The 15112-nt window shown below is 72.6% G+C and carries 15 protein-coding genes; 5 read left to right on the top strand and 10 right to left on the bottom strand.

The annotated features are described in order from the left end of the window. Positions 1-7: 7 nt before the first annotated feature. From ACFPZN_RS29785 to ACFPZN_RS29765, 5 genes are all read right to left on the bottom strand, one after another. Positions 8-1027, bottom strand: coding sequence for a DUF7064 domain-containing protein (locus ACFPZN_RS29785; protein WP_378285561.1), 1020 nt, complete (start codon positions 1025-1027; stop codon positions 8-10). Continuing rightward, entirely contained in the window at positions 1024-2151 is a 1128-nt protein-coding gene (locus ACFPZN_RS29780) for a sulfotransferase family protein (protein WP_378285560.1), read from the bottom strand. Before ACFPZN_RS29780 ends, ACFPZN_RS29785 begins: the two co-directional genes overlap by 4 nt. Positions 2152-2268: 117 nt before the next feature. Next, entirely contained in the window at positions 2269-3144 is an 876-nt protein-coding gene (locus ACFPZN_RS29775) for an alpha/beta fold hydrolase (RefSeq protein ID WP_378285559.1), read from the bottom strand. Further along, positions 3141-4106, bottom strand: coding sequence for an NADPH:quinone oxidoreductase family protein (locus ACFPZN_RS29770; protein ID WP_378285558.1), 966 nt, complete (start codon positions 4104-4106; stop codon positions 3141-3143). The genes ACFPZN_RS29775 and ACFPZN_RS29770 overlap by 4 nt, the downstream gene beginning before the upstream one ends. Next, on the bottom strand, positions 4106-5917 hold the full coding sequence (locus ACFPZN_RS29765) for an AMP-dependent synthetase/ligase (protein WP_378285557.1): 1812 nt from the start codon (positions 5915-5917) through the stop codon (positions 4106-4108). The genes ACFPZN_RS29770 and ACFPZN_RS29765 overlap by 1 nt, the downstream gene beginning before the upstream one ends. A gap of 83 nt (positions 5918-6000) precedes the next feature. On the opposite strand from ACFPZN_RS29765, the gene ACFPZN_RS29760 reads away from it, so the two are divergent. From ACFPZN_RS29760 to ACFPZN_RS29750, 3 genes are all read left to right on the top strand, one after another. Continuing rightward, positions 6001-6477: a pyridoxamine 5'-phosphate oxidase family protein gene (locus tag ACFPZN_RS29760; RefSeq protein WP_378285556.1), complete on the top strand. Its 477-nt coding sequence runs from the start codon at positions 6001-6003 to the stop codon at positions 6475-6477. A gap of 35 nt (positions 6478-6512) precedes the next feature. Beyond that, the gene (locus tag ACFPZN_RS29755) at positions 6513-6971 is read left to right on the top strand and encodes a winged helix-turn-helix transcriptional regulator (RefSeq protein WP_378285555.1); all 459 of its coding nucleotides are present in this window, start codon (positions 6513-6515) and stop codon (positions 6969-6971) included. 148 nt (positions 6972-7119) lie between these two features. Beyond that, complete coding sequence (locus ACFPZN_RS29750) at positions 7120-7713, top strand: hypothetical protein (protein WP_378285554.1); 594 nt, start codon at positions 7120-7122, stop codon at positions 7711-7713. Between the two features lie 12 nt (positions 7714-7725). Here ACFPZN_RS29750 and ACFPZN_RS29745 read toward each other — a convergent pair whose 3' ends face one another. Genes ACFPZN_RS29745 through ACFPZN_RS29735 form a run of 3 tightly spaced genes read right to left on the bottom strand, consistent with a single transcriptional unit; the run spans position 7726 to position 10310 of the window. Further along, positions 7726-8481 (bottom strand): hypothetical protein, encoded by a 756-nt coding sequence (locus ACFPZN_RS29745; RefSeq protein WP_378285553.1) that lies wholly within the window; start codon positions 8479-8481, stop codon positions 7726-7728. A gap of 46 nt (positions 8482-8527) precedes the next feature. Then, complete coding sequence (locus ACFPZN_RS29740) at positions 8528-8839, bottom strand: hypothetical protein (RefSeq protein WP_378285552.1); 312 nt, start codon at positions 8837-8839, stop codon at positions 8528-8530. A 10-nt stretch (positions 8840-8849) separates the two neighbouring features. Further along, on the bottom strand, positions 8850-10310 hold the full coding sequence (locus ACFPZN_RS29735; protein WP_378285551.1) for a M6 family metalloprotease domain-containing protein: 1461 nt from the start codon (positions 10308-10310) through the stop codon (positions 8850-8852). A gap of 417 nt (positions 10311-10727) precedes the next feature. On the opposite strand from ACFPZN_RS29735, the gene ACFPZN_RS29730 reads away from it, so the two are divergent. Next, positions 10728-11378: a TetR/AcrR family transcriptional regulator gene (locus tag ACFPZN_RS29730; RefSeq protein ID WP_378285550.1), complete on the top strand. Its 651-nt coding sequence runs from the start codon at positions 10728-10730 to the stop codon at positions 11376-11378. A gap of 7 nt (positions 11379-11385) precedes the next feature. Here ACFPZN_RS29730 and ACFPZN_RS29725 read toward each other — a convergent pair whose 3' ends face one another. Beyond that, the gene (locus ACFPZN_RS29725) at positions 11386-12552 is read right to left on the bottom strand and encodes a hypothetical protein (protein WP_378285549.1); all 1167 of its coding nucleotides are present in this window, start codon (positions 12550-12552) and stop codon (positions 11386-11388) included. Then, positions 12549-13478 carry a metal-dependent hydrolase gene (locus ACFPZN_RS29720; protein WP_378285548.1) on the bottom strand — a complete coding sequence of 310 codons (930 nt, stop codon included), beginning with the start codon at positions 13476-13478 and terminating at the stop codon, positions 12549-12551. The genes ACFPZN_RS29725 and ACFPZN_RS29720 overlap by 4 nt, the downstream gene beginning before the upstream one ends. A 630-nt stretch (positions 13479-14108) precedes the next feature. Between ACFPZN_RS29720 and ACFPZN_RS29715 the strand changes: the two genes are divergently transcribed. Beyond that, positions 14109-15074 carry a hypothetical protein gene (locus ACFPZN_RS29715; protein WP_378285547.1) on the top strand — a complete coding sequence of 322 codons (966 nt, stop codon included), beginning with the start codon at positions 14109-14111 and terminating at the stop codon, positions 15072-15074. Positions 15075-15112: the final 38 nt, after the last annotated feature.

Raw genomic sequence — 15112 nt, 5'->3', positions numbered from 1 at the left:
GTCGACCCTAACGGCGGATCGAGCGCTCGATCATGCCATAGGACTCCTCGCCGTCCCACCGGTACCTGGCGATGCCCTGCTGCAGGTCGGGGAAGGTCCTGCCGCCGCCGATGGGGCGTTCCGGCGTGAACGCGGAGGCGAAGGTCTCCGCCTCGATGGCGATATCGCCCTCGGGAGCGCGCAGGGTGAACGAGACGTCCTCGCCGCCGGACCGCATGTCCCCCAGCCATGGCGTGTCGACGACGCGGGCCGGCAGGACGGCGCCGCCGTCCAGCACCCAGCCCTCGTGGTACTTCACCGACCCGTCGGGCCGCGGCCGGTAGTGGATGAAGCCGAAGGCCCGGCCGCCCGGGAAGAGCGCCGACTGCCAGCAGTGCCCGAAGAAGTCGGCGTAGTCGCTGCGGCCGCCGCCCTTGCGGTGGATGCGCAGCCCTCCGCCCTCGAACCCGGTCGTGACGCCGTCGATGCTCACCGTTCCGGTCGCGGTGAAGAGCTGCTCGAACCGCTGCTCGCCGGGGATGAACCGTCCTTCCGGATCGTGGGTGCCCTGCACCCAGGGGGGAGCGGCCATGCGGCCGTCCACCTCGATCCTGAGCGGGACGGTCGCCGCGGCGGTCAGCGCCGCCCCCCGCGCGGCGCGGCCGGCGATCTGGTCCGGCACGGTCGTGGGAGCGGCATGGCCGTCGAAGACCAGCCGCCAGTGGGTGAACGGCTCGACGCACACGAACCGCAGCGGCCCGGTCCCCAGGACCCTGGGGAGACCGCGCCCGTCGGCCGCCGGCAGCGCCGGATGCTCCGCGTGGGCGACGAGGACCCGTCCGTCGGGGAAGGCCAGGTTCAGCGAGAGGTACCGGGACTCGTCCCAGGTGGCGCCGACCGCCTCGACGCCGATCCGGGGGAGGGCGAGCCGTCCGGCGCCGTCCCAGATCCACATCGACACGCCCTCGCGGTAGGCGGGGGAGCCCGGGGTCTCCGCGGTCACCTCGTCGGCTTCGGGCGGCATGCCGCCGGTGAGATCGAGGGTCATGCCGCGATCCCGGTGAGCGCGCCGAACCGGTCGATGTACCCTCCGAACGCCCGCCGGATCCGCTCGGCGCTCAGGCCGAAGTCCTCCGGCGCGTAGACGTGCCGGCCCCGGTCCCCGCGCCGGTTCGCGGCCGCCCAGGCGGCCATCGCCGCCCGGACCTGCGCGGTGAGGGCCAGGCCGAGGAAGTCGTAGATCCGCTCGGCGGCGCCGAGGGGATCGTTCTCGATCTCGTGCTGCCCGACGTCCAGGAAGCGCTCCTCGCCGAGCCTCCGCCGCTCCGCGATCGCCCGGAGGGTGCCTTCGGCGAAGTGCTCGAGGAGATCGCGGCCGAGGTCGCGGGGGTCCTGGACCCGCGCGGGCACCGCGCCCTTCTGGGAACTGGCGACGGTGCTGCACGCCGACGCGAGCGCCACCGCCGGGTCGCGGTGCGTCATGACGAAGCGGACGTCGGGATACCGCTCGGCGAGCCTGGCCACCTGGAAGAGGTAGGCCGGGGCCTTCAGCAGCCACCGGCACGAGGCCGAGTGCGAGTGGAGCAGCCGCAGCACCCGCTCGTGGTAGGCGAACGTGCTGGTCAGGTCGGCGTCGCGCCACCACCGGGTGTACGACGGCAGCGGGAGCAGGAGGTCCTGGTTGTGGAAGTGCAGGCCGAGCGGGCCGACGTCCTCCACCGGTCCGTCGACGGTCTTGATGTGGCGGACGTTCCCGCGGCCGTTCGCCGCCGCCCGCCGGGGGTCGTCGCTCTCGGTCGCGGCGACCGGCGGAGGGACCGGGTCCCCGCTCTCCCAGGCCCGCAGGTACCGGAACCGCGGGTCGACGGCCAGCAGGTAGTGGAGGGCGGTCGTGCCCGTCCGGGGCAGTCCGAGGATCACCACCGGGCCCTCGACCCGGGGGATCTCCGCCTCGTCGTGCCGCGCGTACCAGTGTTCGATGCGCAGGCGGTTGACCAGCCGCCCGAGGATGATCGTCTCGATCGCCTCGGCGGCCCGCGGGTCGGACCCGATGTCGACCGGGACCGCGGCGAGCAGCCGGTCGAGGCCCTCCTGCCAGCCGTCCGGACCGAGATCCGCCAGCCCGGTGCGCTCGCGCGCCCGGTCGATGAGCAGTTCAGACGTGGAAACCATGGTTTCCCCCCAGAAGCACGAGTGCTGACAACCTAACAGGGGTGCTGCTAGGTCAACAAGGGGAGCCGGTGCAGGGCAGGAGCGCGCACCTGCCCTGCACCGTGGGCGTGCGAGGCGTCAGCGGCTCCGGTCCGGCGCGGTCCGGGCGAGGACGTCGGCGGCGAACCGGTCGGGGATCTCGATGTGGGGGCAGTGTCCCGCGTCGGGATAGGTGACCAGGTCGGGATCGGTGAGCCGTTCCGGCAGGGCCGCCGCGATGGCCGACCCCGAGACCGGATCCTGCAACCCCCACAGGAACGACAGCCGCGCGCTGTTGTCCTGGATCGCCGCCGCGTAGCGTGCGCCGGCGGCGCGGCGTTCGGGGATGTAGTCGAGGAGCCGGCGCTGCAGCGTCCGCCCGGGACCGCCGGCCCGGAGAGCCTGCCAGTGCTGCGCGGCCTGCACGGGGTCCAGCGGATGCTCGCGGCTGTAGACCGCCGACCAGGTCTCCCGGAACGTCCGCTCGTTGGCGGCGAGCGCCGCGAGCAGCGTGCCCACCACCGGGGCGACGGACAGCTTCTGCACCCGGCGCGGCCGGTACAGGTCCGGGAACAGCCCGGTGTTGGACAGCACGACCCGTTCGGGCAGCACGCCGCGCGCCAGCAGTTCCTGGACGACGATCGTGCCGTAGTCGTAGGCGAGCACCGAGAAGGCGCCGATCTCCAGCTCCCGCAGCAGCGCCTCGACGAGATCGGCCTGCTCGGCCAGCCGGTAGCGGTGCCGGGCGGGCTTGTCCGAGGCGCCGAACCCCAGGAGGTCGAGCGCGACGACCCGGTGCGCGGCGGCCAGCGCGGGCCATACCCCCGCCCACTCGAACGACGAGCCCGGATAGCCGTGCAGCAGCACCAGCGGCGGCCCGGAGCCCTCGTCGCGGACGAAGATCCGGCGGTCGCGTCCCGCCACGGGCAGGGTCACGTGCCGGCCGCCCGCCCACCAGCCCTGGACGCCGGTCATCGCGCGGTCCTCAGCACGACCTTGCCGGTCGCCCGGCGGTCGTCGAGGGCGGCCAGCGCCGCGGCCGCGTCCTCGAGCGGGAAGGCCGGGCCCACCAGCGGGGCGACGGTGCCCTCGCGGGCCATCCGCGCCAGGTCGTCGGCGATGGCGCGCGAGACCTCCGGGCGGGTGTCGACGAAGTGGCCCCACGCGGCCCCGATGACCGAGACGTTGCGCAGGAGCACGCGGTTGAGGGCCAGCGACGGTATCGCGCCGTCGGCGAATCCGATCACGATCAGCCTGCCCTCCTGGGTGAGGAGGCGCAGGCTCTCCCCGGTGCGCTCGCCGCCGACGGGATCGTAGACGACGTCCACGCCCCGGCCGCCGGTGAGCTTGCGGACCTCGGCGGCCCAGTCGCCGGCGAGCACGACGTCGTGGGCGCCGGCCCGGGCCGCGACGGCGGCCTTCTCCCCGGTCGACACCACGCCGATGACGCGGGCGCCCAGGCCGCGGGCCACCTGGATCGCCGCGGTCCCCACGCCGCCGGCCGCCCCGTGGACCAGGACGACCTCGCCGGCGCGCAGCCCGCCGCGGCGGTGCAGCCCGAAGTGGGCCGTCTGGTAGTTCATGATCAGGCCGGCGCCCTGCTCGTCGGTCAGCTCGTCGGGCAGCGGGAACGTGGACTCCTCGGGCGCGACGAACCGTTCGGCGAAGGCGCCGAGGGCGAACGCGGCGACCCGGTCTCCCGGCCGCAGCGCGCTGCCCGCCGGGGCGTCCAGGACCCGCCCGGCCGCCTCCAGGCCGAGCGTGAACGGCGGGTCGGGCTGGACCTGGTACCTGCCCTTGCTCATGAGCAGGTCGGGGAACGACACCCCGGCCGCCGCGACCTCGATCAGCACGCCCGTGCCGGGTTCCGGTTCGGGAACGTCGGCGACGGTCACGGCGGACGGGCCGTCCGGCCTGGTCACCCGGACCGCGCGCATCACTCCACCTCCAGGCCGGCGCGCCGGGCGTACAGGTCGTCGATCAGCGCGCCGTAGCGCTGCGCGATCGGCGTCCGCCGCAGTTTCATGGTCGGGGTCAGCTCGGGACCTCCGGGCGCCCACTCCTCGCCGAGCACGGCGACCCGCTTGATCTGCTCGACCCGCGAGAGCCGGGTGTTGGCCCGCACGATCGCTGCGCGCACGGTCTCCAGCAGGTCCTCGCGCTCCGCCAGCCCGTCCGGATCCGGGGGGAGGCCCTGCTCGGCCGCCCAGCCCCGGAGATGGTCGGGATCCAGCACGACGATCGCGACGTTGTAGGGCCGCCGGTCGCCGATGGCGACGGCGCGGCCGATCAGCGGGGACGACGCCGTCAGCGCCGCCTCGATGGCGACGGGCGACATGTTCTTTCCGTGTGCGTTGATGATGAGCTCCTTCTTGCGGTCCACGATCGTGAGGTAGCCGTCCTCGTCGAGCCAGCCGATGTCGCCGGTGTGCAGCCACCCGTCCTCGTCGATGGCGGCGGCGGTCTCGGACGGGCGGTTCCGGTAGCCGCGCACCACGCTCGGGCCGCGGACGAGCAGCTCCCCGTCGTCGGCGATGCGCAGTTCCACCCCCGGGGTCGGCAGCCCCGCCGTGCCGATCCGCACCGCGCCGGCCGGACTGACCGTGCCGTTGGCCGTCGTCTCGGACATGCCCCACAGCTCCGAGAGCGGTACGCCGAGGGCCTGGAAGAAGACGATCGTCTCCTGGGGGCAGGGCGCGGAGCCGACGTGCGCGGCGCCGATCCGGTCCAGCCCGGCCTCGGCCCGCAGGCGGGCGAGCAGGTCGTGGTCGAGTTTCGCGGCCGGCTCCGGCGGGACTTCCTTGCCCGCCTGCCGCAGGTGCACGGCCTCCTCGGCGGAGGCGATCGTCGCGGCGACCCGCTCGCGTTCGGGGCCGGGGAGCCGGTCCCAGCTCGTGCGGAGCCGTGCCTCCAGCTTCTCCCAGACGCGCGGGACCCCGAAGAACCAGGTCGGCCGTACCGCGCCCAGGGCGTCGCCGATGGCGCCCGGGTCGGGGCAGAAGGTGACGGTCGCCGCGTGCACGACCGCGGTGTAGTGGTTGGCGACCCGCTCGGCCATGTGCGCGGCGGGCAGCCACGAGATCAGCCGCGGGTGGTCGCCCTGGGGGATCGCGCCGGACATCGACGCCACCGTCGCCAGCACGTTCCCGTGGGTGACCTCGACGCCCTTCGGCGGCCCGGTCGTCCCGGACGTGTAGACCAGGGTCAGCAGGGCGTCGGGGCCCAGCCGCGACGCGGCCCGCCTCAGGTCGATCGGCGGGGCGTCCCGCAGGCCCGCCACGTCCGGGTCCGCGCCGGGCCGCTCGCCGAGCACCAGGACCTGTTCGAGGCGCGCGCCGCCCGGCCGCCGCGACACGGCGTCCAGCACGCCGGCGTACCGCGGCTCGCACAGTGCGATCCGGGCGCCGGAGTCGGCCAGCAGGTACTCGACCTGCTCCGGTGACGAGGTGTTGTAGATCGAGAACGGGACGGCCCCCAGGCTCGCGGCCGCCAGGTCGGCCAGCGCGAACTCCGGGCGGTTGCCCATCATCAGCGCCACGGTGTCGCCCCGCCGGACGCCGTGCCGCATGAGCCCGCCGGCCACCCGGGCCACCACCTCGACCACGCGCGACCAGGTCAGCGCGATCGTCCCGTCGAGCGTGGTGAACGCGACCCGCCGCGGATGCCGGCACGCGGCGTCGAGCAGGGCCGCGCAGAGCGTCTCGTGAGAAGGGCGGGGAGAGGCCCCGCCACTGCTGGTGCTGCGCACGCGCGCCCTCCCGGAAGTCTACTTGCGAATGGCAAGTACTATCGATAAAGTAGTGGACTGTTCCGAAGGGCGCAAGGAGGGCCATGTCTCGGCGCGAGCAGATCCGGATGACCGACGAGGAGATCGAGGGGTTCCTGGCGGACGGGCGGGTGGTGACCTGCGCGACGGTCGGGCCCGCGGGCCGGCCGCACCTGCTGCCGCTGTGGTACGTCCCGGACGGCCTCGACGTCCTGTGCTGGACCTACCGGTCCTCGCAGAAGACGGCCAACCTGCGGCGGCTCGCCGAGGCCACGCTGCAGGTCGAGGACGGCGAGCGGTACGAGGACCTCCGCGGCGTCATGATGGAGTGCGGAGTCAAGATCGTCGAGGACGCCGACGCGGTCGCCGAGGTGGGCCTGGCGGTCGCGCGGCGCTACACCCCGGGGCTCGCGCCCGGCGACCCCGTCCCGCCCGAACTCGAGCGGGCCGCCGCCCAGCAGGCCGTCAAGCGCGTCGCGCTGCGGTTCTCACCCACCAGGATCGTGAGCTGGGACCACCGCAAGCTGGGAGGCGTGTACTGAAAGCGCGGAGCGCGGCGGACGGTAACCTGCCGGGCATGGCCGAGCACCGCCCACCCGGACAGGCCCCCAGCGCGGCCGCGATCTCACTGCTGGCCGAGCGCTGGACCTACCTGGTCATACGCGAGATCTTCTTCGGGGTGCGCCGTTTCGGGCAGATCCAGCGCGCCCTCGGCATCGCGCCCAACATCCTCACCTCGCGGCTGACGATGCTGGTCGACGTCGGCATCCTCGTCAAGCACCGGTACCGCACCGATCCCGACTGGTACGAGTACCGGATCAGCGAGAACGCGCAACTGGTCGTCCCCCCGCTGCTGGCGATCGCGCAATGGGCCGAGGAGCACCTCGGGGACGACCCCGTGATGCGCGTCCTGCGGCACGAGTCCTGCGGGAAGATCACCCACCCGGTGCTGGCCTGCTCCGAATGCGGCGAGCAGGTCACCGCACGCGGCCTCCTCCCCGAAACGGTGGACCGCCCCGGCCGCGAACCCCGGTGAACCGGACCCGGCGAGGGGAGGTCGCCGGGCGGCGGCTGAAGAAACCGGCCGCCCTGCCGCACCTCGGCCGGTGCTCCGGGAAACACCTCCCCTGACACCGGTCTGGTTGGGCGCATAGCCGGGAACATCCCTATCAGGGGTGTTTTGGTTGGGTTTGCCGTCTGCCAGTGCGGTGCTCTCGCCCGATCTGCCGTGCCGCGAGTGCGGCCGGCCGATGCTCGCCGTCGTCGGCGACGGGTACGCCTACTGCGGCGCCGACCGGTGCACGGCGCGGGCGCTGCCCGAGACGATCTCCCGGATCGCCGACCGCCTGGCCGCGGCCGCCGGCGTCGATCCCGACCCGCCCGGGTGGCCCCGCCCGCGTGCGGACGAGCGGCCCGTCCCGTGGATCACCCCGGTGACGGGCGGGCGGGTGTGGTGGCGCCTGGTGCACAGCGAGCGCCTCAAGGCGTGCCAGCGGCGCTGGCTGTGCCAGGTGTGCGGCCTGCCGGCGCCCGAGGCCGCCGCCGCCGTGGTCGACGCCGCCGGCGACTTCCTCACCCCGGCGCCGGCATGCCCGGAGTGCGCCGCCCTGGCCGCGGCGGTCTGCCCCCATCTGGTCGCGCGACCGCCGCACGTGGTGCTGGCGACCCCCGCCGACATCCTCAGCGGCGACCGGCCCCTGGCCGACAGCACGGCCTCGCCAGGCCCCACTCGCCCGTGGCGCCTGGCTCGGCCGCGCACCTGCTACCGCACTGCCTGACATCGCCTGACATCAGGCCAGTTCGGCGACCTCCAGGTAGATCTCCTGGACGATCTCCAGGTCGGCGGTGTAGGTGACGACCCCCGCGCGTGAGGGCTGGCCGGAGAACAGTGCCTTGAACGTCCCGGGTGCGGTCAGTCGCTCCGCGGGAACGTCGTGGCGTCCCTGGAAGTACGCCGGGTCGCCCAGATTGAACTGGGCGGCGGTTTCATCGGGCACCGGGTCGCCCTCGTCGTTCTTGATGCTGCCGGGGACAAGCCGGGCCTGGAGAACGTGGTCGAAGTCCGGCCGGGCCGTGATGTAGTGCGCGAGGTGGAAATCCCCGGCGCGCCCGAGGACCAGGTACCTCAGGTCGGCGTTGTTGTCGTGCGCCGCCTCCAGGTCGAGCAGCTGGAAGTACACGACACGGCTTATCCGCACCGTGATCTCCTCGGAGATCGGCTCGCCACCGTGCTCGAAGTGGCCGTGGTAGAGCGTTCCCCGCAGCGAGGTCCGGACCGGCCCCGGACCGGACGGGTCGAGCTCGGTGATGTCGAACACCTCGGGCTTGAAGCTGAAGATGTTGTCGGACTCCGCCTTGCGATCGGCGTCCAGCACCCCCTTCGTGGCGCCGTCGAACCCCACTTCGAGGATCACCTGGGAATGGTGCGGCGGCTGGAACATCGGGAAGTGCGAGAAGCGCGGCACATCGTCGCCGAACACCAGCATTCCGTGGATGCCGGTCGTCTTCCCCTGGAGAGTCTGCGTGCCTGAACGCTGTGTACTCATGTCGCCTCCTTCGGTGATGGTCGTGATGACGTCCGCCGCCCGCCGTTCAGGGCGGCCGGACGGTGAAGTCGCCTTCGTCGGGATGGGGTTCCGCGATCACCTCGCCCGAGGACAGCTTCGCCCGCAGGCGGAGAGTCGCACCCGGTGCCGCGTTCCCCAGCAGGTCGTGCCGGACGGCCAGTTCCAGCCGTTCTCCGGCGCGCCGGGACAGCAGGTCCGCCCGTCCCGGGACGGGACCGGCGTCCAGCACGTCCATGAGCACCCGGTCCCAGCCCGCCAGGCGCGGATGCGGGCCGATCTCGGCCACGCGCCCCGTCAGGGCGGTCAGGTTGTCGATGGACTGGACCATGGTGTCCACGGCACTTCCGTCAGCGGACCGTCGCCGCCAACGGCCGCCTGGCGCCGGCGCCGTCTCCGGCGGTTCCCGTCTCGCCCACGAGCGCCTCCGCCCGCACCGCGACGGTCGCGGTCATCTCCGCACCGGGCGCGGAGATCCGGGTGACCGCCACCTCGGTGTCCTCGCCCGTGTAGGAGCGGGTGTTCGGGTTCGTGGAACCGGTGAGGGACGCGTTCCCCGTGCTGCCGGGATAGGCGTCCCCGGCGTCGCCCCGGTTGCGGGCGCGTTCGAGGTCGCGCTTCCCGTCCGCCTGGAGCAGGGCCACCTTGTAGTGGTTCTCGTCGGTGTTGTCGGGCTGCCTCTCGTCCACCTTCCAGACCAGCAGCCCGCCCGTGGGCAGTGCCCCGTCGTAGTCGTCGCGCTGGCGGTTCTCGACGAGGAAGTACTCGTCCCCCTGCTCTCCGCCGCGCCAGAGCCGGTGCACCTCGAAGCCGGTCTTGACATCGGGAATGCGCAGCGTTCCGTTGGCGGTGACGTTGGTCTCCCTGACCCAGCCCTGGCGGATCTTGCACCAGGCGGACGGGTGGACCGGCCTGGCCCCGCCGCCGCCCCAGGACCCGGCGCCCATCAGGCACCAGTTGCCGACGCCCTCCGAGGTGCCGTCGACGTCGTAGAGGTCGGGGAAACCGAAGAGCAGGTGGCCCAGTTCGTGCGCGCAGACGCCGATCTTCGCGTCCTCCGCGACGGTGAGGTAGGCGAACACCTTGGTGTTGTCGGCGTTGTAGACCTCGGGGAGCGTCCACTTGTGGGCCCAGATGTCGCCCGGGTTCCCGGTGGCGTCCCCGCTGGGTCCGGCGTGGACGACGATGCAGGCGTCGACGTAGCCGTTCCCGTCGTTGTCGTACGGCGTGAAGTCGACCGTCGGATCGGCCTTCACGACCGCGTCCCGGGCCATGATGTTCGCCCTGGCCTCACCGCTCGGACGGCCGATCCCGAAGTTGTTGTTGGCGTACCAGGCGAGCGTCCGCGGGAGCCGCACCGGCTCGACCACCTGGCCGACGATGTCGACGAGGCCGTGCGTGACCTCGCGGTAGTACTCGCGCACGCTGCCCTGCTCCATCGCGCCGAGCGAGAAGAACAGCTCTTCGAGCCGCTCGTTCGTGGTCGTCATGGCCCGGTCGGAGAAGTCCGCCGGGATGACGATGACCCGCACCTGCCCGCGCAGCGGCGCCCGGTCGGCCGCCGCCGATCTGATGGTCGACTCCGGGGTCCCCCGCGCGTACTCGTCCGCGGGGAAGAGGGTGGCGTCGTCGAAGCCGCGCATGCGCGGAGCGTGGCTCATTCCCAGCAGGTTGACCGAGCCCGGCCCGCGCTCACGGATCTCTTCGAGTTCCCGGTTCAGCCGCTCGCGAAGGTCGGGGCTGGGCGCGACGGCGCACAGATCCGGCCAGACGGCCCTCGCATGACCGCACTCCTTTAAATGCTCAGACATTTTCCCTTCTCCGTTCGCATTCGTTCACCGGCCCTTCGGCTGATCCGCTCCCGGACACCGGTGCGGCGGCGCCTCGGGCCCACTCTCGGTTATTCACTGTAGGCACCGCTATTTCCGCAGTCCAGTGGTGTTCCGGCAGACGTGCGCGGCGCTACGGCCCGCGGCCGGGTAAGGGTCAAATATCAAACTTTCACATAAAGGCCCGGGTGATAGTCGGCGCCCCGCCCGCCAAGCCCGCCCAAAGTATCGTCCGCATCGGCGGCGGGCCTTCAACAATTCCTTGTGAGGAGACGCGCTCCGGCTCCATTGAACCCTTTGTAATATCTGCACAGGGCAGGTCAAAGGGCGGCGTGCGGGCGGCCGCCGGGGCAGGGGCGGCGCTTCGGTAATCTCGGGGCGAGGTGGAGGAGGGGCGTTGTGCGCAGGCATGGATGGTCGGGCGACCTGCCGGGGGACGACGAGGAGGCCGTCCGGCGGATCATCGGCGCGACCCGCGTCTGCATCGACCGGTCGGGGGTCACCACGAGCCTGGCGGACGTCGCCCGCGAGCTGGGGGTGACGCGGCAGACGGTCTACCGGTACTTCACCAACACCGAGGACCTGCTGGTGGCGACGGCCATCGACGCCACCGGCGCGTTCATGGACAAGATCGAGCGGCATCTGGCCGAGCACGTGGCGCTGCGCGGGGGCACGCCGGCCGAGGTGGTGGTGGAGGGGGCGGTGTACGCGCTGGAGCAGGTCCCGAACGAGCCCTACGTGGGGATCCTGCTGTCGTCCGGGCGGGGCGGCGCGTTCGCCAAGGGGTTCACGTCGCAGCCCGCGCTGCGGCTGGGGCGCGGGCTCATCGAGCGGTTCCCCGTCGACTGGGCCGCGGCCGGGTTCGGCGCCGAGGAACTGGACGAGCTGGTCGAGCACATGCTGCGGATCATGCAGTCGTTCGTGACGGACCCCGGAACGCCCGCCCGCACGGGAGCCGGCCTGCGCCGTTACCTGATGCGCTGGCTGGCCCCGGCCATCACCGCGCAGGCCGGTGAACGCGGTGAACGGCCGGCGCCGGCTCCCGGTTGAGACGGTTTCAGGCGGTCTGGGGTGACGTGCGGGCGGGGTGCCCGGTCTCCGGTGTGCGGGCGGCGGGTGCGAGCCGGGCGGCGCGCCACAGCACCCATACGCACACGGCGGCGCAGGCCAGCGCGTAGAAGGGGTTGCCGACCGGGGCCCCGTCGCCGGTGCGGCCGCCCTCGGCGGCCAGCAGATCCGGTGTGGCCGCCGCCCACAGCAGGGCGAAGACCGCCAGGTAGACCGTGCCGTGCAGCAGGGCATAGCGGTCGAGGAAACGGTCGCCGGTGGCCGGCGCGTCCGCTGGCGCGCTCCTGGCGACGGCCGCCACGGCGACCACCGCCGCGACCGCGATGGCCGTGTACAGCACGGCCGCCATGACGGCGCGGTTGGGCGTGTCGGTCAGCGTCAGGTAGGACACCGGCGCGCTGAACACCGGGAGCGACACCGTGGTCAGGACGCCGACGAGCAGCACGCGGACGGCGACCCCGGGAGCGCCGAGCGGGCCGCGCCCGGCCGGCTCGGGGGCGGGCTCGGGGAACAGCGTCCGCCACCAGAACACCAGCAGCGCGGGCGCCAGGAACCCGAAGATCACCGTGCTGACCAGCGGGACCGAGCCGAGCGCCGGATCGTTGACGGCCGCACCGGTGTTCCAGGCCCACCAGCGCAGCTGCGGGCCGAGATGATCGAAGATCTCGTAGAAGCAGTGGTTGACGAACCCCACGCATACGGCCCCGACCACCCGGCCGTGCCGGCGGAACACCCCGAGCCGGGTGACCAGGGCGCAGGCCAGGTAGAAGCACGCCGGGTACAGCGCCACGATGTACAGCGGCATGCGGTCGAACAGGAACTGGACGCTGAACACGTTGTGCACGAACAGCACGTCCAGGTACTCGCTGATGCCGAACTGCCGGGGGAAGTACAGCGGGGGCTCCAGGATGAGCACGAAGGCCACGGCGGCGCTCCACAGCGCGGGACCGGCCGGATCGCCGGTCCGCCGCCAGGTCCGCACCGCGTGCAGCAGGGCCAGCACGGCGCCGGCGATCATGAGGGCCTCGACCACCGGCAGGGTCCAGCCGGTCAGGCCCGCGGGGTCGCGGAGGGTGCCGACCGGATCAGCGTCGCAGGAGATGCCGCCGAGCCGGTCGGCCATGACCCGGAACGCCTCGTCGCACGGGCCGCTCATGACGCGCTCTTCAGCGCCGCGCCCTCGAACCGCGTCATGTCCGTTCCCCGGTCGTAGGCGTCGAACCAGGTGGCGGCCAGGGCCGGCAGCGGCTCCTCGGCCGGGCGGTGGCGCGGGGCCTGCGAGCGCAGCAGCCGGACGAAGGTCATCGCGAGCTGGGCCATCGGGACGCCCTGGAAGGGGGTCGGGTACCGTCCGGCGGCCACGCGGCGGCCGGCGACCGGCAGCCGGGCGCCCATCTCCCGCAGCCAGATCTGCCTCGGCATCACCCGGCGGGTGTCGACCAGCCGGTCCCGCCGCGGCACGTGCCGCTCGAACCCCTCGATGATCCCCCGGTAGACGCCGACCGCGTGGCCGAAGGCCCGGCGGGCGACGCGGGTGCGGAACCAGGGGTCGTCGACGAGCCCGTGGTAGATGACCAGGGCCGAACTGCGGTGCTCGATCTCCTCGACGAAGTGCCACACGAACAGCGACGCCACCCGCGCGTCACCCGGAGTGAACAGCGACCGCCGGTTGTCGAGCATCATCTTGAACAGCGGCGTGAACGTCGCCTCCAGGGCGGCGATGTAGGCGACGTGGAACTCCACCGGCTCCCGTTCGCGCAGCCGGTCGTAGTCGGCGACCGCCTCGTCCAGGGTGGAGCGCAGACCGGGGTAGCGCTTGATGAGCGCGTTGATGTGCAGCCGGTGCGCCCGCGCGTGCTGCGCCTCCTGCCGGAGGAAGGCGTCGGCCTCCTCGGCGACCTCCGGGTCGCGCAGCCGCGGCATCACCTCCCGGGTGACGGCCACGATGTACTTCTCGAACGCGATGGCCAGCATGCCGATGGCGTTGGCCATCAGCCCGAAGTCGGGATTGGCCGGGTTCCACTGGAACGGCACCTGCTCGTCGAACTCGAACGGGATCCGGCGAATCTGCAGCTCGGTCATCCCTGGGCCTCCTGGTGTCCGGGGCTCGTCCTGCGTGCCGACCGCGCCGCACCGCACGCTCCGTCCCTCGGACCATACACATCGACTCATATGTATGGTCAAGACCCCCGCGCCATCTCCCTGCGCCCGGGAAGCGCGAAGGGGGGACCCGGCGGGTCCCCCCTTCGTCATGAACCGGCCCACTCCACTGGCCCGGTCCGCTGCCGTTCCCGACCGTCAGCCCGTAGCACCGCGACCAAACTCGGGGAACTTTCCGCGACGCCCCTCGGCGTGCGACTCGTATTACACATCAAACAAGTGATCACGCACGAGCGGGACGCTCATTTCTTGACGTTCCGCACCGGTCTTCACCACTTCCGCACGCCGCGCAACACCCGGAGTCGACGGTATATCACCTGGTAGAGGGCGGTTCAGTGCGGTTCGGTATGTGGTTTTTGTAGATCCTGCGCCAACGCCCGCCGATGCTGCGGCAAGATAACGCGCCAGAGACCGGACGGTGAGGACTCCACTCCTCCCCTCGGGATCCGCATGCCCGCATTCCGCACGCCCGTAGCACCGGCGACCCACAACGAAAGGGAAACTCCAGTGAGATCACCGGGGCCCTTCCGGCCCGCCCGAACAGGACCGCCGATGAGGCCGCCGATGGTCGAGGACGGCACCCGGCCCGACATCGGCGAGCTGAACGAGGCCGAGACCCGCGCGCGCCGCGAGCAACTGCGCCGACACACCACCGGCCTCCGCGCCCGGCTGAACCTGCTGCTGGCCAGCACCATCCAGACCGAACTGGACCGGATCGCCGGCGACGACGGCGTCGAGGTGATCGCCTCGGCCGCCGCCGTCGAGCCGACCGAGGTCTGGAAGATCCTGGCCGGGGACCACCAGCTCACCAGCGGCACCTGGAAGCGCATCGAGCGCATCCTGATCATGTGCGGCCCGGCCCAGAAGGACCCCGCCCGGGTCGTCACCGCCAAGGAGCTGTTCGACCGCGTCCGCGACCTCAACCGCGAGATCGAGCTGCTGACCGGGCGGCTGCACGACTTCCAGCGGCAGCGCCGCGCCGCCGAGGTCATGGCGCTCTCCCACGACCGGCCCCGTCCCGGCCGCCCGCACCCCGACGCCCGGCCCAGACGCCCCGGCACCCCCTCCTCGTCCCCCGCGCGCTGCCCCACCTGCGGCCAGGACGAGGACGCCCCGCCGCCCTCGGCGATCGGCGCGCCCGCCTGCCCCGACCCCTGGTGCCCGGCCGAACCGGCCAGGTCCGGGGACGAGCCGGAACCGGCGACCACCCCGCAGGCCACACCGGACGTCCACGGGCACAACCGCCGCCCCGACCCGCTGCGCGCCACCAGCCAGCGGGAATTCATGGCGATGCTGCGCGCCTACCGGATCTGGGCCGGCAACCCCAGCCTGCGCCAGATGCAGGACCGCTGCGCCAAGAAGCTCTCCTACACCACCTTCCGCAACACCCTGGCCGCCGACACCATCCCGGCCAAACTCACCACCGTGGAGACCGTGATCAAGGTGCTGGGAGGCACCGCCGAGGACCTCCAGCGCTGGGCCACCGCCTGGCGAACCTTCGCCATGGAACCCGAGTAGGCGCGGACCGCCCTTGGCCGCCCTCCACGGGCGCCCAA

The sequence above is a fragment of the Actinomadura rugatobispora genome (assembly GCF_042656285.1).
Taxonomy (GTDB): Bacteria; Actinomycetota; Actinomycetes; order Streptosporangiales; family Streptosporangiaceae; genus Spirillospora; species Spirillospora rugatobispora.
Note: the sequence above shows the minus strand (reverse complement) of the source record. Positions and strands in the feature narration are given on the sequence as shown.